The following is a 17,807-nucleotide window of genomic DNA, read 5'->3' as shown; positions in this document are numbered from 1 at the left end:
CGCCCATGAACACCACCGAAAGCCTCAAGGACTACCAGCGCGTTCGCCTTCTGGCCATCCGTTCGTTGTTCGAGATCATCGAGCAGTCCAGCGAAGGCACGGTGATTGTCGACCGCGATGCGAACATCGTCTGGATGAACGAGCGCTATGCCCGGCGCTTCGGCCTGGAATCGGCGGAAGTGGCGATCGGCAAGGCCTGCGAAAGTGTGATCCCCGGCAGTCTGTTGCGCGAGGTGGTGCGCACCGGTCGGCCGATCCTGCTCGATATGCAGGACACCCCCAAAGAACCGCTGGTGGTGATGCGCCTGCCGATTCATGACGACGCCGGCGTGGTGATCGGCGCCATCGGGTTTGCGCTGTTCGATGAATTGCGCAGCCTCTCGCCGATGCTCAAGCGCTACATGAGCATGCAGGAAGAACTGGCGTCCACCCGCTCGCTGTTGCGGGCGCGGCAGACCAAGTACAACTTCGCGCACTTTATCGGCACCAGCGCCGCCAGCCTCGAAGTCAAGCGCCGTGCCCGACGCAGTGCCAGTGCGGAATCCCCGGTGTTGCTGCTCGGTGAAACCGGCACCGGCAAAGAGCTGCTGGCTCAGGCGATCCACGGCGCTTCGCCGCGCGCGCACAAAGCCTTCGTCAGCATCAACAGCGCGGCGATTCCCGAATCGTTGCTGGAAGCGGAATTCTTCGGCACTGCGCCCGGCGCGTTTACCGGCGCCGATCGCAAGGGCCGCGCCGGCAAGTTGCAGATCGCCCAGGGCGGCACCCTGTTTCTCGATGAAATCGGCGACATGCCGTTGCCCCTGCAAAGCAAATTGCTGCGGGTCCTGCAGGAGAAAGAATTCGAGCCGGTGGGTTCCAACGAAGTGATCCAGAGCGATGTGCGGGTGATTGCCGCGACCTCCACGGATCTGGAAGCCGCGATCAAACGCGGCGAATTTCGCGCCGACCTGTATTACCGCCTCAACGTGCTGCCGATCCAGGTCCCGCCGCTGCGTGATCGACTCGATGACCTGCCAGCCCTCAGTGAAGCGATTCTGGAGGAGCTGCGCAGTCAGCACGAATTGAACCGAGAAGCCCTGGAACTGCTGGGTCAACATGCCTGGCCGGGGAACATTCGCGAGCTGCGCAATGTGCTGGAGCGCGCAGCGCTGCTCAGTGATGACTTGATGCTGAATGCCACGGATATCCGCGCGGCGATTGGGACGTTCACACCGGTAGAGCGCGTGGCGCCTGTCACGATTGAGCCGGTTGCGCATGAGACGTTCAGTGCGGCTCGGGAGCGGTTTGATCGGCAGTTGATTGAAGCGGCCCTCACGCAATGCGGCGGGAAGGTTGTTGAAGCGGCGGCACGGTTGGGGCTGGGGCGGTCGACGTTGTACAAGAAGATGGTGGCGCTGGGGATTGCAGAGTCTCTATAAAGAGACATAGATCTCTATTGGTAGATACTGGCCTCATCGCGGGCAAGCCTTGCTCCTACAGAGGTGCGGCGCGCACAAATCAAGCGATTGCCATAACCCCCTGTAGGAGCAAGGCTTGCCCGCGAAGGCGCCCGCCCAATCAGCAATATTCTCAAAACAGAGACGAAATCTGAGCGCGCCACTGAACACCAAAAATATTTCCTTATATTTCAACTAGTTAGCCATCTGGCACGAAACTCGCTAAAGCCCTCTCCCACCAAGATCCACCCTAAAAAAATAACAATCCAGGAGACACACCATGAGTGTGATCATTGCCTTGGCAGCCCTCACGCTGCTAATGCTCGCGGCCTACCGTGGCTACAGCGTTATCCTCTTTGCCCCGATTGCCGCCCTCGGCGCCGTGCTGCTCACCGACCCTTCCGCCGTCGCCCCCGCTTTCACCGGGGTGTTCATGGAGAAAATGGTCGGCTTCATCAAACTGTATTTTCCGGTGTTCCTGCTCGGTGCAGTGTTCGGCAAGCTGATCGAGCTGTCGGGCTTTTCGCGCTCCATCGTCGCCGCAGCGATTCGCCTGCTTGGCACGCGTCAGGCGATGCTGGTGATCGTGCTGGTCTGCGCCCTGCTGACTTACGGCGGCGTGTCGCTGTTCGTGGTGGTATTCGCGGTCTACCCGTTTGCTGCTGAAATGTTCCGCCAGAGCAATATTCCCAAGCGACTCATCCCGGCGACCATCGCCCTCGGTGCATTCTCGTTCACCATGGACGCCCTGCCCGGCACCCCGCAAATTCAGAACATCATCCCCAGCACCTTCTTCAACACCACCGCCTGGGCCGCGCCCTGGCTGGGCCTGATCGGCGCAATCTTCGTGGTCTGCGCCGGCATGCTGTTTCTGCAGCGCCAGCGCAACAAGGCGCAGCGCGCCGGTGAGGGTTATGGCACCGAGCTGCGCAACGAACCGGAAACTGCTGCCGACATCAAACTGCCCAACCCATGGATTGCACTGTCGCCGCTGCTGGCGGTGGGCATCATGAACCTGCTGTTTACCCAGTGGATTCCACAGTGGTATGGCAAGACCCACAGCCTGGCGCTGCCGGGCATGGCCGCGCCGGTGACCACAGACATCGCCAAACTCACGGCGATCTGGGCCGTTCAAGCTGCGTTGCTGGTCGGCATCATCATGGTGCTGGTGTTCGGCTTCCAGGCGATTCGCGGCAAGTTGGCCGAAGGCAGTAGAAGTGCGGTCAGCGGTTCGTTGCTGGCGGCGATGAACACCGCATCGGAATACGGTTTCGGTGCAGTGATCGCCTCGTTGCCGGGCTTCCTGGTGCTGGCCGACTGGCTCAAGAGCATACCCAATCCGCTGGTCAACGAAGCGATCACCGTGACCCTGCTGGCCGGCATCACCGGTTCTGCATCGGGCGGCATGAGCATTGCGCTGGCGGCCATGGCCAATGACTTCATCGCTGCGGCCCACGCGGCAAACATTCCGCTGGAAGTGCTGCACCGGGTGGCCGCGATGGCCAGTGGTGGCATGGACACCCTGCCGCACAACGGCGCGGTGATTACCTTGCTGGCGGTCACCGGCCTGACCCACCGCGAAGCCTACAAAGACATTTTCTGTATTACGCTGATCAAGACCCTGGCGGTTTTTGTGGTGATCGGTACTTTCTACGCCACTGGCATTGTGTGAGGTATTCATGACGACTCTTTCGGGCAAGACTGCACTGGTCACCGGTTCCACCAGCGGCATCGGCTTAGGGATTGCCCTCAGCCTGGCCAAGGCCGGCGCCAATCTGATCCTCAACGGTTTCGGTGATGCGTCCAAAGTGATTGCCGAAGTTGAACAATTCGGTGGCAAGGTTGGCCATCACCCGGCTGACGTGAGCAACCCTGAGCAGATCGCCGACATGATCGCCTACGCCGAGCGTGAGTTCGGCGGCGTGGACATCCTGGTCAACAATGCCGGCATCCAGCATGTGGCGCCGGTGGAAGAGTTCCCGGTGGAACGCTGGGATTCGATCATTGCGATCAACCTGTCTTCGGTATTCCACAGCTCCCGTTTGAGCCTGCCAGGCATGCGCGCCAAGGGCTGGGGGCGGATCATCAACATCGCTTCGGTGCACGGTCAGGTCGGATCTGTGGGCAAGGCGGCTTACGTGGCAGCCAAGCATGGGGTGATCGGTTTGACCAAGGTGGTGGGCCTGGAAACCGCCACTACCAACGTCACCTGCAACGCCATCTGCCCAGGTTGGGTGCTGACGCCACTGGTGCAGAAACAGATTGATGAGCGCATCGCCAAAGGGATCGACCCGCAACAGGCGCAACATGATTTGCTGGCCGAGAAGCAGCCTTCCCTGGAGTTTGTGACGCCGCCACAATTGGGCGAACTGGTGCTGTTTTTGTGCAGTGAGGCCGGCAGCCAGGTGCGTGGCGCGGCGTGGAATATCGATGGTGGGTGGTTGGCGCAGTGATCTGACGTTAGACCGCGTTATCGTTCATCGCGAGCAGGCTCGCTCCCACATTGAAATGCGATCCCCTGTGGGAGCGAGCCTGCTCGCGAATGGATCTGAAGATAGAAGAAGAGGCAAGCCATGTCCGACATCCTCTGGCAACCCAGCGCCGAGCGCATCAGCAAGACCCGCATGGAGGCCTTTCGGCGCTTCATCAATCAGCGACACAATCTCCACGTCGACGACTACCCTGCCCTGCATCAATGGTCCATCGATCAGCGTGAAGCCTTCTGGCAGGCCATCGTCGATTTCTTCGACATCCGTTTCCACGATCAACCGGACGCTGTGCTGGTCGAGGGCGCGCAAATGCCCAGCGCCCAATGGTTTCCCGGCGCCACCCTGAACTTCGCCGAACACCTGATGCGCCGTCGCGACGATGCCGTGGCGGTCATTGCCATCGGCGAGAACGGCCAGCGTGAACACCTGACCTGGGCCGAACTGGCGGAGCATGTCGCCGGTTTTCAGAACAGCTTGAAAGCCGCCGGTGTCGGCCTCGGTGACCGCGTCGCGGCGTGCATGCCCAATACCTGGCAAACCCTCGTGGCGATGCTCGGCACCACCAGTTTGGGAGCGATCTGGTCCTGCTCTTCCCCGGACTTCGGCACCCAAGGGGTCATCGATCGCTTCGGCCAGATCGAACCGACAGTGCTGATCACCTGCGCCGGTTACCGCTATGCCGGCAAGGACATCGACCAGACCGCCAAGGTCAATGAAATCCTTGAACGCTTGCCATCCTTACAGCAATTGATTGTCGTGCCTTACGCCCGACCGCAAGTGCGCATCGAACATTTCCACACCCGCGCCAACGTGACGCTCTGGGATGATTTCTACGACGTGGGTGGCGAGCCGGATTTCGTCCCAGTGCCCTTCGCGCATCCGCTGTACATCCTCTATTCCAGCGGCACCACCGGCGTGCCGAAATGCATCATTCACAGTACCGGCGGCGTGTTGCTGCAACACGTCAAGGAACACGGATTGCATTGCGACCTCGGCCCCGGTGACCGGTTGTTCTACTACACCACGTGCGGCTGGATGATGTGGAACTGGCTGGTCTCGGCGCTGGCCGTGGACAGCACGGTGGTGCTGTACGACGGCTCGCCATTCCATCCCGCCCCCGAGCGCCTGATCGACTTGATCGACGACGAACGCATCAGTGTCTTCGGCACCAGCCCCAAGTACCTCGCGACCCTGGAAAGCAGCGGCATCAAACCTCGCGAAAGCCATGACCTGAGCAGCCTCAAAACCCTGCTGTGCACCGGTTCCGCGTTGTCGCCGCAGAGTTACGACTACGTCTACCGCGACCTCAAGCCTGACCTGTGCCTGGCCTCGATGTCCGGCGGCACCGACATCGTGTCGTGTTTTGTGAACAGCAATCCTCTGCAACCGGTGCGCCGTGGCGAGATACAAGGCAAAAGCCTGGGCATGGCGGTGGAAGTCTGGAACGACAACGGTCAGCCGGTGATCGGCGAAAAAGGTGAGCTGGTGTGCACCCGGCACTTCCCGGCAATCCCCATCGGGTTCTGGAATGATCCTCAGCAGGAAAAGCTTCGCGCCTCGTATTTCAGTCAGTTCCCCGGCGTCTGGGCCCAAGGCGATTACGCGGAACAATTGCCCCACGGCGGGATGATGATCCACGGACGCTCCGACGCCGTGCTCAACCCCGGCGGCGTGCGCATCGGCACCGCAGAAATCTACCGTCAGGTGGAGAAAGTCCCACAGGTTCTGGACAGCGTGGCCATCGGTCAGCAATGGCAGGATGACGTGCGGGTGGTGCTGTTCGTGCGATTGCGTGAAGGCGTCGAACTGGACGAAGCGCTGCAACAACAGATTCGCCAGGTCATCCGCGCCAACACCACACCGAGGCATGTGCCGGCGAAGATTGTCGCGGTGACCGATATACCGCGGACCATCAGCGGCAAAATCGTGGAACTGGCGGTGAGGAATGTGGTGCATGGCGAGACGGTAAAAAACACTGATGCCTTGGCCAATCCCGAGGCGCTGGAACAGTTCCGCAACCGCCCCGAACTCCTTGATTGACAGAGATCGAGTGTGGGAGCGGTGTCAGTCCATCAGTCCCCATTCACCCGGCGGTGTATGGGGGCCAGGCGTGGCATCGGCATGCAACTTGATCCGCAAGCGCAAATTGTTCACCGAATCCGCATGCTTCAACGCTTCCTCCTCATTGATCGCCCCCTCGACGACCAACGCGTAAAGCGCTCCGTCGAACGTCTGCATCCCCAGTTCCACTGACTTCTCCATGATCCCCTTCAGCTCTGAAAGCTCATTGCGCCGGATCAGATCGCCGATGGTCGGCGTGCCGATCATCACTTCCACCGCCGCCCGTCGCTGACCGTCGCGGGTACACACCAACCGCTGGGACACGAACGCTTTCAGGTTATTGCCAAGGTCATGCAGGAGTTGCGTCCGCCGCTCTTCGGGAAAGAAGTTGATGATCCGGTCCAGCGCCTGATGGGCGTTATGGGCATGCAGGGTGGAAATCACCAGATGACCGGTATCGGCAAATGCCAGTGCATGCTCCATCGTTTCGCGGTCGCGGATTTCGCCGATCAGCACCACGTCAGGTGCCTGGCGCAGGGTGTTTTTCAATGCAGCGTGAAAGCTGCGGGTATCGACGCCGACCTCGCGCTGGTTAATGATCGACATCTTGTGCCGATGGATGTACTCGACCGGGTCTTCAATGGTGATGATGTGGCCACTGCTGTGGCGATTGCGGTAGTCGACCAATGCCGCCAGCGAGGTAGACTTGCCCGAGTCGGTAGCGCCGACGAACAGCATCAGTCCTTGTTTGAGCATCACCGTTTCGAGCAGCACCGGCGGCAGTTTGAGGTCTTCGAAACGCGGAATGTCGAGCTTGATGTTGCGCGCCACAATCGATACATCGTTGCGTTGTTTAAAGATATTGACCCGAAAACGCCCGATACCGGTCAAGGAAATCGCCAGGTTCATCTCCAGTTCCCGGTCGAACTCCAGACGCTGTTCGGCGTCCATGATGGACGCGGCAATGGCCGCGACTTCTCCCGGCTTGAACGGCTGATCAGCCAAGGGTTTAAGCACACCCTCGAACCGTGCGCTGGGTGGCGCACCGGTGGACAGATAAAGATCGGAGCCATTCTGGCTGGCCAGGAGCCTTAACAGTGCATCGATTTCCATGGCAAAAAGCACCCGCGAAGCATTCAATGAATAAATACGACCCAAACGGGTCATCCGGCATCTACTGCGGTACAAGGATAGTTGACACCGCCACACCGACTTAAGCGCAGGACATTTTGATGAACGCAACACCGACCGGCAGCGATGCCCAGGCCTTGATTGCCCGACTGGACTGGAGCCGCAGCCCACTGGGCGCTGCCAGTACCTGGCCGCAAAGCCTGCGAACCGCCGTGGATATCGTGATTCACTCGCCGATGCCCATGCTGTTGCTGTGGGGGCCGCAGCTCACGCAGATCTACAACGACGGCTTCGCCCTGCTGGCCGGCAGCAAGCATCCACATGCCTTCGGACAGCCGACACACCTGATCTGGCCAGAGTTAAAAGACTTTACCGACCCCATTTACAGCGCCGTCCTACAAGGACAGGTACGGACCTACAGCGAACAGCGCTTCACCTTGCAGCGTAATGGCCAGGATTCCGATTTCTGGCTGGACCTGACCTACAGCCCTATCCGCGATGAAAGCGCCCAGGTCGCCGGGATTCTGGTGACCGCCATCGAAACCAACGAACGCCGACGCATCGCCCTCGAACTCGAGCAGCGTTCGGCTGCCAGCCTCAAGGCCCAGCACGAAACCGAGGAGCGCCTGCAACTGGCCCTCGCGGCCACCGACGCCGTCGGCACCTGGGATTGGGACATCAGCGAAGACCGCTTTATTGCCGACGCCCACTTCGCCCAGTTACACGGTATCGACCCGCTGCTCGCCAATCAGTTGCCCATCAGCGCCTACCTTCAGGGCGTGCACCCGGAAGACCGCGCGATGGTCACCCGCAGCATCAAGCACTCCATCACCCACGGCACCGAGTACGCCGAGGAATATCGCCTGCTGCAAGCCGACGGTCAGCTGCGCTGGGTGTTTGCCCGGGGTCGTTGCTACAAGGACCACCATGGCCGGCCGATCCGCTTCCTCGGCGCTGCCCTGGACCTGACCGAACGTAAACACACAGAACAAGCCTTGCGGCAAAGTCAGACCGAGCTGCAACTGATCATCAACGCCATGCCGATCCTGATCAGCTACGTGGACAGCGAAGAACGCTTTCGCCTGAACAATGCGGCCTACCTCGACTGGTACGGGCTGACGCCTCAGGAGCTCTTTGGCAAAACCATCCGTGAAGTACTGGGTGAAGAAGCCTATGCCTTGCGCGCCGAACACATCGTCCAGGCACTGTCCGGCAAGCCTTGTTGTTTCAGCATCCGCACCCCGCACCGTGACGGCAGCATCCGCCATGCGCTGATGAACTACTTGCCGCGCCACGGGGCGGATGGTGCGGTCAATGGTTTCTATATCTTTGTGATTGACGAAACCGAGCGCAAACAGACTGAAGAAGCCCTGCGCAATCTCAACGAAACCCTTGAGGAGCGAGTCGCCGCCCGCACCCAACAATTGGCTGAAGCCAACCAGCGACTGCAGAACGAGATGTTCGAACGCGAACGCGCCGAAGAGGCGTTGCGCCATGCGCAGAAGATGGAAGCGCTCGGTCAGCTCACCGGCGGCATCGCCCATGACTTCAACAATATGCTCACCGGGATCATCGGCAGCCTCGACTTGATGCAGCGCTACATCGCCGACGGGCGCGCCGCCGAGGTGGGCCGTTTCAGCGAGGCGGCAGTGTCCTCGGCCAACCGCGCCGCCGCCCTGACCCATCGCCTGCTGGCGTTTTCCCGGCGTCAGTCACTGGACCGCAAGCCGCTGAACGCCAATGATCTGATCCATTCCCTGGAAGATCTGCTCAGCCGGACCAAGGGCGACCACATCGAGCTCAAACTGCAACTGGCCGATGACGTCTGGCCGGTCAGCACCGACGTCAGCCAGCTGGAAAATGCCCTGCTGAATCTGGTGATCAACGCCCGGGACGCCATGCCCGATGGCGGCGAGTTGCGGATCGAAACCGCCAACGTTTACCTCGACAGCAGTGACATCAACACCCTGGAGCCGGTCAAGGCTGGGGATTACCTGATGATTGCCGTCAGCGACAACGGTACCGGCATGACACCGTCGGTGCTGGCCAAGGCCTTCGACCCGTTCTTCACCACCAAACCCATCGGCCAGGGCACCGGTCTTGGGTTGTCGATGATTTATGGTTTTGCCCAGCAGTCGGGCGGGCATGTCAGCCTGTTCAGCTTGCCGGGCCAGGGCACCAGCGTTCGTCTGTACCTGCCGCGGCTGCACGCTGCAGAGCCCGAAAACATCCTGATGCCGGTCACCAGCGAAGCGCCGGCCGCGATCGCCGGTGAAACCGTGGTGTTGGTGGAGGACGACCCGGCGGTGCGCATGCTGGTGCTCGACCTGCTCAACGAGCTGGGTTATCACGCCCATGAAGCCGAAGACGCAAAGACCGCCCTGCCCTTGCTGGAATCCGACCTGCGGGTCGATTTGCTGGTCACCGATGTCGGGCTGCCTGGGATGAACGGTCGGCAACTGGCGGAGATTGCGCGCCAGCACCGCCCCGAACTCAAAGTGCTGTTCATGACCGGTTACGCGGAAAAAGCCGCCGAGCGCCAGGGCTTCCTGGAGGACGGCATGGACATGGTGGCCAAGCCCTTTTCCATGGACCTGTTGGCCAACAAGATTCGCGCGATGATCGGTCAACCGGACTGAGTTAAGGCATAATCGCGCGCGCCACGCTGGCACCCACATAGCCACCACCGTTGCAAGGTACCTGCCCCAATGAAAGCTCAAGCCCGCCATATTCTGGTGAAAACCTCGGAAGAAGCCGAACAGCTCAAACAACGCATCGCCAAGGGCGAAGCCTTCGATGTGCTGGCCAAGAAGTATTCCACCTGCCCGTCCGGCAAGCGCGGCGGCGACCTGGGTGAAGTGCGGCCCGGGCAGATGGTCGGAGTCATCGATGCGGTGATTTTCAAAAAACCATTGCGCGTGGTGCATGGACCGATCAAGAGCAAGTTCGGCTATCACCTGGTGCAGGTGTTTTACCGGGATTGATCGGTTGGCCGAGGACCCTGTGGCGAGGGGGCTTGCCCCCGTTCGGCTGCGCAGCAGTCGTAAATCCTGCGCACTCGGTGTGTCAGGTAGGTCAGGGTCGCAGGGCTTGGGGCTGCTTCGCAGCCCAACGGGGGCAAGCCCCCTCGCCACAGGGATTGCATTTCAGTTTTTTGGAATGAGTGCTCCCGGCACCTGAATCACCCGACTCGCCAGCCGATGCCCCGCTTCAGCAGCCTCAACCGGGCTGCCGCCCTTGAGCCGACTGGCCAAATACGCCGCACTGAACGAATCCCCCGCCGCCGTGGTGTCCACCACCCGCTCGACCACCTGCGCCGGCACTTCAAACGATTCGCCATCACAACGAATCAGACTCGCCTCGGCGCCACGCTTGAGTACCACTTCAGGCGTGCCAATCTGCTCGTAAGCGGCAAACACCGCCTCGCAATCGGAAAAATCAAACAGCGCCTGTTCGTCATCGACAGTCAGCAATGCCAGGTCGACATAGGGCAGAACGCTGCGATAGGCCGCCCGCGCGTCCTCGATCGACGCCCACAAACGTGGCCGGTAGTTGTTGTCGAACACGATCCGCGCATCTCGCTGCCGGGCTTCGATCAGGGTTTCCAGTAACTTCTCCCGACCTTGGGCACCGAGCACCGCCAGGGTGATGCCACTGAAATACAGCACATCGTAATCCGGCAGTGCCGCCAGGATCGGCGCGGCGGCCGGGGTGGTGAAACAATCGCGGACTGCCGCCTCGTTGCGCCAGTAAAGAAAACGCCGTTCGCCGGCAGCGTCAGTCTGGATGCAATACAAGCCGGGCAAGCGGCCGGGCAAACGCTGGACCATGCCCAGCCCGATGTTTTCGTCGGCCCAGCTCTGGCACATGGCATCGCTGAAACTGTCGTCGCCCAGGGCGGTGACGTAATCTACGGTGCCGCCCTCACCCAGCTCCCGGGACAGGTAGACCGCCGTGTTCAAAGTATCGCCGCCGAAACTCTGTTGCAGGCTGCCGTCGGCGCGTTGCTGCAACTCGATCATGCATTCGCCGATCAGGGCGATGCGCGGGGTGTTGGGGCCGAGGGTGCTGATGGTGTTCATTGTTGTGGTGTCTCTGGTGTTTCTGTGTTGTTTGGCCGGCCGTCATCGCGAGCAAGCTCGGCTCCTACAGGATTTGCAACCACCCATCCTGTAGGAGCCGAGCTTGCTCGCGATGGCCGCGCCTCGGTCTGGAGCCTTAGAAACAGGTTTCCATGGTTTCGATGACATTCAGCTGCTCATCCACCAGACACCCGATACGCCACTTGTCGAACGTCAGGCACGGGTGCGAAGTACCAAAGGAAATAATGTCCCCCACCCGCAACTCGACCCCCGGCGCCACGGTCATGAACGCATGCTGGTCCATCACTGCCGTCACCTTGCAGGCGCTGACGTCGTCGCCCGTCGCCGGCACCACGCCCGCCTTGTAACGCAACAGCGGCACCGGCAACCCGGCGTCGTAGGCCACGTCGCGTTTACCCAGGGCGATCACCGCAAAACCCGGCTCCGGCAATGACTGCACGTGAGCCCAGACTTCCAGCGCCGGGCGCAGGCCTTCGTGCAGGTCGCTGCGGCGGTCGAGCACGCAGCATTGCGCTTCTTTGTAGATGCCATGGTCGTGAGCTACGTAGCTGCCGGGACGCAACACGCTGAGGAAACGCCCGCCGGCGTTCTGCGTTTCGAAGGATTCAGCGATCAGGTCATACCAGGCCGAACCCGACGCAGTGATGATCGGTTTGGGAATGGCGAACGCGCCGCTGTCCTGCAATTGCACGGCCAGGCGCACCAGAGAATCAGCGAACGCACGGATGCCACTCACCGCGTGATCGCCGTGAATCACCCCTTCGTAGCCTTCGATCCCGGTCAGCGCCAGGGCCGGTTGTGCCGCAATGGCTTTGGCCAGCGCGACCACTTCGTCTTCCGTGCGACAACCGCAACGACCGCCGACCACGCCGTACTCGATCATCACGTTCAAGCGCACACCACGGGAGGCGAAATACGCGCCCAGGTCAGCGACGTTGTCCGGGTGATCGACCATGCAATGGAAGTCGAAAGTCGGGTCCGTCAGCAGATCGGCGATCAACGCCATGTTCGGCGTGCCGACCAATTGGTTCGCCATCAGCACCCGATGCACGCCATGGGCGTAAGCCGCGCGGGTTTGCGTGGCGCTGGCCAGGGTGATGCCCCAGGCACCGGCGTCCAGTTGGCGGCGAAACAGCGCCGGGGTCATGCTGGTTTTACCGTGGGGCGCAAGTTCCGCGCCGCTGTTGCTGACAAAGTCCTGCATCCAGCGAATGTTGTGTTCCAGCGCTTCGCGGTGCAGCACCAGCGCAGGCAGGCTGACGTCGCGCACCAGATTGGCGCCTGTGTGGGCAAAGCCCTTTTCCACGGTGGCAGTAGTTTTGGCAGAAAACATGGTCGAACTCCTCACATTCGCGGCCGCAGGCAGCCGCTGTTATTCGTTGATGCGACGGGCCAGGCTGTTGGCACTGTCAATCAGCACCCGGCGGTAGTCGTTGTAATTGGTCTTGGCATCGGCCCGTGGGGCGACGATGCACAGGGTCGCAATGGCCACGCCGTTCGGGTCTTTGACCGGGGCAGCGAAGCAATGGGTAAAGGTGTCGGCAACGCTATCGAAAGAGAAGAACCCATCTATAGCAGCCTGACGAATCTCCTGGAGAAACTGCGCCAACGGCAGACGCTCGCCATTGGGCAGGATGAAATCGTCGTGGTCGATCAGGTCGACGATTTCCTGGTCGCTCAAGTGCGCCAGCAGCAGGCGCCCGGAAGCGGTCCAGGGGATCGGCGCGTTCTCGCCGATGTCCGAGGAAATGCGGAAATGCCGCTCGCCCTCTTTCATCAAGGCCACGGTGTATTTTCGTCCGTTGAGCAGGCACATCTGCGCGGTTTCGCGGGTCTGGCTGACGATCTCCTGCAAGGCATGATCAGCCTCGCGGGTCAGGTCGAAATGGCGTAAATGCGCCTGCCCGAGGAAGTACAGCTGACGGCCGAGGTAGACGTGACCGTCCTTGCCCACGGCCTCCAGAATCCGTCGCTCCAACAGGGAGGCCACCAATTCGTAGACCGTGGATTTCGGGCTGCCGATGCCGCTGGCGATTTCGTTCGGGCGTAGCGGCTTGCCGACTTCCTTGAGGAAATCGAGGATATCGAACGCCCGGTCCAGACCGCGAGCCCGGCGTTTGATGGTGTCTTCGGTCATTTCATTGGTTCCCATTCAAAGTCGCCGGGAGTTTAACCAGAGCAACGCTCTTGTAGGAGCATGGCTTGCCCGCGATGAAGTCACCGCGGTTCAGGCCTTTTTCTTGTACGCGATGCAGTCGATCTCGACCTTGCAATCGACCATCATGTTCGCCTGCACACAGGCCCGGGCCGGTGCGTGTTCGCTTTTGAAGTATTCGGAGAACACCTTGTTGAAACTCCAGAAATCCCGCGGGTCTTCCAGCCACACACCGGTGCGCACTACATCTTCGAGGCCATAACCCGCCTCTTCGAGAATCGCGATCAGGTTCTTCATGGTCTGGTGAGTCTGTTCGACGATGCCACCCACAATGATTTCGCCATCCAGCGCCGGTACTTGCCCGGACACATGCAGCCAGCCATCGGCTTCAACGGCGCGGGCGAAAGGACGGGGCTGGCCGCCACCGGCGGTGCTACCGGTGCCGTAACGAGTAATGCTCATGAGTGTTTCTCCTGATTGAAAAGTGAAAATGTTTCTGAAAAAAAATCAGAACCGCGTGTTCTTGAGAAATTCCGCCAGACGCGGTGATTGCGGGCGTTCGAACAGTTCCTTGGGTGGCCCCTGCTCTTCGATCCGCCCCTGATTCATGAAGACGATTTTGTCCGAGACCTCAAAGGCGAAGCGCATTTCGTGGGTCACCAACAGCATGGTCATACCGTCCTCGGCCAGGCCTTTGATCACGCTCAGCACTTCGCCCACCAGCTCCGGGTCGAGGGCCGAAGTGACTTCGTCGAACAGCATCAGGCTCGGGTTCATCGCAATCGCCCGGGCAATCGCCACACGCTGCTGCTGACCACCGGACAACTGACCGGGGAAGTGATCGCGGCGTTCCAGCAAGCCGACCCGCTCCAGCCATTTTTCCGCCAGGGCCACCGCTTCATCCTTGTGCAGCTTTTTGACCTTGAGCAAACCGAGGGTGACGTTCTGTAAAGCCGTGAGGTGCGGAAACAGGTTGAACTGCTGGAACGCCATGCCGGTCATGGCCCGATGCCGGGCGATGACTTTTTCCGGGTGACGCACGCGCTTGCCGTTGACCTCGTCATAACCGATGGACTCGCCATCGAGCATGATCTGCCCGCCCTGGAACTCTTCGAGCATGTTCACGCAGCGCAGCAGCGTGGTCTTGCCCGAGCCGCTGGAACCGATCAGCGTCACGACGTTGCCGCGCTGCATCGTCAGGTCGACGCCCTTGAGCACTTCGAGCTGGCCGTACTTTTTGTGCAACCCGCGAATGTCCAGCAAGGGCTGATCGTTTTGAGCGTTGGCGTCTTTTGCGTTAGAGAGCTGAGGTTGAGTCATGGCAAGGCCACCCGCTTTTCAATGTGCCGGCCGAGTAATTCGATGGCGTAGTTGATGACGAAAAACAGAAATCCGGCGAACAGGTAAAACTCGAGGGTCATGAAGGTCCGGGCGATGATCTGCTGCGTGCTGAGCAACAACTCGGCGACACCGATCACCGACAACAGCGTCGAAGCCTTGACGATCTCGGTGGACGAGTTGACCCAAGTCGGCAAGATCTGCCGCAATGCCTGAGGCAACAACACGTAACCGAGTGCTTGAAAGAACGTCAGGCCGATGGCCTTGCTCGCTTCCATCTGACCACTGGGCAACGCTTGCAACGCGCCGCGCACAATCTCGGCAACATGGGAGCCGCAAAACAGCGTCAGCCCCAACGCACCCGCCTGAAAGGCACTGATCTGCCAGCCCAACGCCGGCGCCATATAGAAGCAAGCGAGCACCAATACAAACACGGGAGTGCCGCGAATGATGTCGACGTAAAACCGAAACGGCGCGCGCATCCAGAACTTGCCGTAGGTCAGCACCAGGCCGGCGACGATGCCGACCATCGTGCCCAACAGAATCGACAGGGCCGAGACCTGCACACTGGTCAAAAAGCCTTGCCACAACACTTCCCGGGCAACCCACAACTCATGCAACCAACTGGGGGATTCGTACATGTGGGCCTCCTATCGGCGAATCGCCAGACGCTGCTCGAGGTAACGCAGCATCATGGCAATGAGGTAACAGGCCGCCACATAGAGCGCTGTGGTCACCAGCCAGGTTTCAATCACCCGGTAGCTCTCGACATTGATCTTGCGCGCGTAATAGGTCAGCTCCGGCACAGCAATCGCCGCGGCCAGCGAGGTGTCCTTGAACAGCGAAATGAAGTTGTTCGACAAGGCCGGCAGCACATTGCGCAGCATCACCGGCACGGTGACGTACGCCTTGACCTGCCACTCGCCCAAACCGATCGCCAACCCCGCTTCGCGCTGGCCTTTGGGAATGCTCAACAGCCCGCCGCGGAACACTTCGGTCAGATAGGCCCCGGCATACAGCGACAGGGTGATGATGAACGACGGGATCTTGTCCAGACGAATGCCCAGGCTGGGCAAGGCAAAGTAGATCAACAGAATCAACACCAGAATCGGCGTGTTACGGATCACCGTCACATACACCGACGCCAGCACCCGCAACGCGCGGTGCTTTGAGAGCAAAGCAAACGCCATCAGCAGGCCGATCACGCAGCCGATGGCGATCGACACCAGCGCCAGTTCGAGGCCCAGACCGAGCCCCGCCAGCAAGGTGTCGAAATCGCGCCACACGGCGGCAAAATTCAACTGATAGTTCATGGTCAGCAGTACCTTGAACGGGGCGATTGATGACCGCCCCGCTCTCACGGGATCATTTGAATTCGACGGGGAAACCGATGGCTGGCGTCGGGAGTTCGACACCGAACCACTGCTTGAAGGAGGCCGCGTAGGTCGGGAATTCAACGCCGGTCATGGCTTCATGCAAGGTGGTGTTGACGAAATTCAGCCAGTCCTGATCGCCGCGCTTGACCGCGCACGCGTAGGTTTGCGGGCTCCAGGCATAAGCCGGGCTGCGATAGCGCCCCTGGTTCTGCACCATCAGGTACTTAACCGAAGACTGATCGGTGGCAGCGGCGTCGGCACGGCCGGAGTTCACCGCTTGATACATCAGGTCCACGCTGTCGTACTGATCGACCTTGGCTTTGGGCAAGGCCTGATGCACCAGTTCTTCGGCGTACACGTTCTGCAGCACCGCCACAGTCACGCTGTCGCCGGCGGCTCTAAGGTCTTCGATTTCCTTGTACTTGCTGTTGGCCGGCAACAGCAGGCCGACACCTTCGCGGTAGTACGGCAGCGTAAACGCCACTTGCTGGGCACGGCTGGCAGTCACGGTGATGAACTGACAGCTCATGTCGACCTTGTCGGTCAGCAGGTTGGGAATCCGCGCATCGGACGACTGCACCACGAACTCGACCTTGCTTGGGTCGTTGAACAACCCTTTCGCCACCATCCGCGCGATATCGATATCAAAACCCTGCAACTTGCCGTCCGCTCCCTGGAAGTGCCACGGCGCATTGGTACTGCCCGTGCCCACAATCAGTTTCCCGCGGGCCAGCACGCTATCGAGCTTACTGTCCGCCGCCTGGGCCACACCCATGACAGCAGCCGAAGCCGCGAAAACAAAAACACACGCTTTAAACAAGGAAGGTCGGCGATGCATGGCAAGCACTCCAGGGTGATGTTTATTCCGCTATACCGGATATTGGTATGTAACAACGGAATAGACAGCAGAAAGTGTGCCACAGGATCGGCAGAAAATCCTCACGGATCCGAAAAGACTATTAATTCAAGAGGATAGAAAATCTGACCTGAATACTGCGCACTATCGACCGCGGCGAGGCTGCTACCGCGGGCTACACCCGTGAGTAGCAAGGCCACAAAAGGTGCGTGGCGCACCCTAAAAACACGGCGCATGCCTGCCCGTTCGCACTAATGCGCCAGGCTATCAGTTTATGACCGTTCATCGGTTTTCAGAGGCGACCTGTCAGATTTGACAGTTGTGGACCGCAGGTTATGAGCGCTCAATCGGTGCAACCGCTCAAACCTTCCATCACACGGGATTGGCTGGGCTTGCGGTTTTTGACAAACCACTTACAGGAGTTTTCACATGTCTCAACCATCCTCAACCGCCAACTTGCTACTCAATGGTGATTTCACAGAAGAAGGCCAGCATTGGACACCGAATTCACCGGAGAAAGCCCGCTATGAAGACGGTTATTGTGTCTTGCAGGCACCTGGCCTGATCACTCAGGACGTTACGATCGCCAGCGAGGGCAAGTTCCGGTTTTCCGTGAAAATGAAAACAGAGCGAGGCTCCGCCTGCACAGCACAAGTTTTGCTGCATCCATCGTGGGAGATGCGACGCCTCGATATCGGCGGTGGCACCCCCTGGAGCGCGCACTTCGTAGACTTCAATGTGCCTGCAGGTACCAACAAAGTGTCGATCAAACTGGAAGCAAACGATGGTCCGTTCGACACTTATGGATCGTATTTCGATGATGTGAAACTCGAGCAACGTTGAAGTCTGACCAACTGGT

General features: G+C 60.1%; 16 protein-coding genes. 7 read left to right on the top strand and 9 right to left on the bottom strand.

Features of this window, described 5'->3' with window-relative positions; genetic code table 11:
• Positions 1-5: 5 nt before the first annotated feature.
• The 4 genes from PMI27_RS25390 (at position 6) to PMI27_RS25405 (ending at position 5,968) form a co-directional block, all read left to right on the top strand.
• Entirely contained in the window at positions 6-1,421 is a 1,416-nt protein-coding gene (locus PMI27_RS25390) for a sigma-54 interaction domain-containing protein (RefSeq protein WP_008150929.1), read from the top strand.
• A gap of 298 nt (positions 1,422-1,719) precedes the next feature.
• Positions 1,720-3,111 carry a GntP family permease gene (locus PMI27_RS25395; protein WP_008150931.1) on the top strand — a complete coding sequence of 464 codons (1,392 nt, stop codon included), beginning with the start codon at positions 1,720-1,722 and terminating at the stop codon, positions 3,109-3,111.
• A gap of 7 nt (positions 3,112-3,118) precedes the next feature.
• Complete coding sequence (locus tag PMI27_RS25400; protein ID WP_008150933.1) at positions 3,119-3,892, top strand: 3-hydroxybutyrate dehydrogenase; 774 nt, start codon at positions 3,119-3,121, stop codon at positions 3,890-3,892.
• A gap of 120 nt (positions 3,893-4,012) precedes the next feature.
• Positions 4,013-5,968: an acetoacetate--CoA ligase gene (locus PMI27_RS25405; protein ID WP_008150934.1), complete on the top strand. Its 1,956-nt coding sequence runs from the start codon at positions 4,013-4,015 to the stop codon at positions 5,966-5,968.
• Positions 5,969-5,992: 24 nt separating this feature from the next.
• Here the strand turns inward: PMI27_RS25405 and PMI27_RS25410 are convergent, their stop codons facing one another.
• The gene (locus tag PMI27_RS25410; protein WP_033053241.1) at positions 5,993-7,102 is read right to left on the bottom strand and encodes a PilT/PilU family type 4a pilus ATPase; all 1,110 of its coding nucleotides are present in this window, start codon (positions 7,100-7,102) and stop codon (positions 5,993-5,995) included.
• Positions 7,103-7,221: 119 nt separating this feature from the next.
• On the opposite strand from PMI27_RS25410, the gene PMI27_RS25415 reads away from it, so the two are divergent.
• Both PMI27_RS25415 and PMI27_RS25420 read left to right on the top strand, forming a co-directional pair.
• On the top strand, positions 7,222-9,759 hold the full coding sequence (locus tag PMI27_RS25415) for a PAS domain-containing hybrid sensor histidine kinase/response regulator (protein WP_008150939.1): 2,538 nt from the start codon (positions 7,222-7,224) through the stop codon (positions 9,757-9,759).
• A gap of 69 nt (positions 9,760-9,828) precedes the next feature.
• Positions 9,829-10,104 carry a peptidylprolyl isomerase gene (locus PMI27_RS25420; RefSeq protein WP_007898282.1) on the top strand — a complete coding sequence of 92 codons (276 nt, stop codon included), beginning with the start codon at positions 9,829-9,831 and terminating at the stop codon, positions 10,102-10,104.
• 162 nt (positions 10,105-10,266) lie between these two features.
• On the opposite strand, the gene PMI27_RS25425 is transcribed toward PMI27_RS25420, so the two are convergent.
• The 8 genes from PMI27_RS25425 to PMI27_RS25460 form a co-directional block, all read right to left on the bottom strand.
• Positions 10,267-11,202, bottom strand: a complete 936-nt coding sequence (locus tag PMI27_RS25425) for a sugar kinase (RefSeq protein ID WP_008150942.1) — start codon at positions 11,200-11,202, stop codon at positions 10,267-10,269.
• A gap of 136 nt (positions 11,203-11,338) precedes the next feature.
• On the bottom strand, positions 11,339-12,556 hold the full coding sequence (locus PMI27_RS25430) for an amino acid deaminase (protein WP_008150943.1): 1,218 nt from the start codon (positions 12,554-12,556) through the stop codon (positions 11,339-11,341).
• Between the two features lie 39 nt (positions 12,557-12,595).
• Complete coding sequence (locus PMI27_RS25435) at positions 12,596-13,360, bottom strand: IclR family transcriptional regulator (RefSeq protein ID WP_008150946.1); 765 nt, start codon at positions 13,358-13,360, stop codon at positions 12,596-12,598.
• Between the two features lie 90 nt (positions 13,361-13,450).
• A complete protein-coding gene (locus PMI27_RS25440) occupies positions 13,451-13,840 on the bottom strand; it encodes a RidA family protein (protein ID WP_007898265.1) in 390 nt (129 codons plus the stop codon).
• A gap of 45 nt (positions 13,841-13,885) precedes the next feature.
• A complete protein-coding gene (locus PMI27_RS25445; RefSeq protein WP_008150948.1) occupies positions 13,886-14,698 on the bottom strand; it encodes an amino acid ABC transporter ATP-binding protein in 813 nt (270 codons plus the stop codon).
• On the bottom strand, positions 14,695-15,357 hold the full coding sequence (locus PMI27_RS25450) for an amino acid ABC transporter permease (RefSeq protein ID WP_008150950.1): 663 nt from the start codon (positions 15,355-15,357) through the stop codon (positions 14,695-14,697). Before PMI27_RS25450 ends, PMI27_RS25445 begins: the two co-directional genes overlap by 4 nt.
• A 9-nt stretch (positions 15,358-15,366) precedes the next feature.
• The gene (locus tag PMI27_RS25455) at positions 15,367-16,029 is read right to left on the bottom strand and encodes an amino acid ABC transporter permease (RefSeq protein ID WP_007941741.1); all 663 of its coding nucleotides are present in this window, start codon (positions 16,027-16,029) and stop codon (positions 15,367-15,369) included.
• Between the two features lie 52 nt (positions 16,030-16,081).
• Entirely contained in the window at positions 16,082-16,930 is an 849-nt protein-coding gene (locus PMI27_RS25460; protein ID WP_008150952.1) for a transporter substrate-binding domain-containing protein, read from the bottom strand.
• 447 nt (positions 16,931-17,377) lie between these two features.
• On the opposite strand from PMI27_RS25460, the gene PMI27_RS25465 reads away from it, so the two are divergent.
• Positions 17,378-17,791: a hypothetical protein gene (locus PMI27_RS25465; protein ID WP_008150954.1), complete on the top strand. Its 414-nt coding sequence runs from the start codon at positions 17,378-17,380 to the stop codon at positions 17,789-17,791.
• Positions 17,792-17,807 lie beyond the last annotated feature (16 nt).

Source organism: Pseudomonas sp. GM41(2012), assembly GCF_000282315.2.
Taxonomy (GTDB): domain Bacteria; phylum Pseudomonadota; class Gammaproteobacteria; order Pseudomonadales; family Pseudomonadaceae; genus Aquipseudomonas.
Note: the sequence above shows the minus strand (reverse complement) of the source record. Positions and strands in the feature narration are given on the sequence as shown.

What these genes read in the sequence shown, in the direction of transcription:
- PMI27_RS25390 (WP_008150929.1), top strand. Translation starts at nt 6, where the DNA reads ATGAACACCACCGAAAGCCTCAAGGACTACCAGCGCGTTCGCCTTCTG.
- PMI27_RS25395 (WP_008150931.1), top strand. Translation starts at nt 1,720, where the DNA reads ATGAGTGTGATCATTGCCTTGGCAGCCCTCACGCTGCTAATGCTCGCG.
- PMI27_RS25400 (WP_008150933.1), top strand. Translation starts at nt 3,119, where the DNA reads ATGACGACTCTTTCGGGCAAGACTGCACTGGTCACCGGTTCCACCAGC.
- PMI27_RS25405 (WP_008150934.1), top strand. Translation starts at nt 4,013, where the DNA reads ATGTCCGACATCCTCTGGCAACCCAGCGCCGAGCGCATCAGCAAGACC.
- PMI27_RS25410 (WP_033053241.1), bottom strand. Translation starts at nt 7,102, where the DNA reads ATGGAAATCGATGCACTGTTAAGGCTCCTGGCCAGCCAGAATGGCTCC.
- PMI27_RS25415 (WP_008150939.1), top strand. Translation starts at nt 7,222, where the DNA reads ATGAACGCAACACCGACCGGCAGCGATGCCCAGGCCTTGATTGCCCGA.
- PMI27_RS25420 (WP_007898282.1), top strand. Translation starts at nt 9,829, where the DNA reads ATGAAAGCTCAAGCCCGCCATATTCTGGTGAAAACCTCGGAAGAAGCC.
- PMI27_RS25425 (WP_008150942.1), bottom strand. Translation starts at nt 11,202, where the DNA reads ATGAACACCATCAGCACCCTCGGCCCCAACACCCCGCGCATCGCCCTG.
- PMI27_RS25430 (WP_008150943.1), bottom strand. Translation starts at nt 12,556, where the DNA reads ATGTTTTCTGCCAAAACTACTGCCACCGTGGAAAAGGGCTTTGCCCAC.
- PMI27_RS25435 (WP_008150946.1), bottom strand. Translation starts at nt 13,360, where the DNA reads ATGACCGAAGACACCATCAAACGCCGGGCTCGCGGTCTGGACCGGGCG.
- PMI27_RS25440 (WP_007898265.1), bottom strand. Translation starts at nt 13,840, where the DNA reads ATGAGCATTACTCGTTACGGCACCGGTAGCACCGCCGGTGGCGGCCAG.
- PMI27_RS25445 (WP_008150948.1), bottom strand. Translation starts at nt 14,698, where the DNA reads ATGACTCAACCTCAGCTCTCTAACGCAAAAGACGCCAACGCTCAAAAC.
- PMI27_RS25450 (WP_008150950.1), bottom strand. Translation starts at nt 15,357, where the DNA reads ATGTACGAATCCCCCAGTTGGTTGCATGAGTTGTGGGTTGCCCGGGAA.
- PMI27_RS25455 (WP_007941741.1), bottom strand. Translation starts at nt 16,029, where the DNA reads ATGAACTATCAGTTGAATTTTGCCGCCGTGTGGCGCGATTTCGACACC.
- PMI27_RS25460 (WP_008150952.1), bottom strand. Translation starts at nt 16,930, where the DNA reads ATGCATCGCCGACCTTCCTTGTTTAAAGCGTGTGTTTTTGTTTTCGCG.
- PMI27_RS25465 (WP_008150954.1), top strand. Translation starts at nt 17,378, where the DNA reads ATGTCTCAACCATCCTCAACCGCCAACTTGCTACTCAATGGTGATTTC.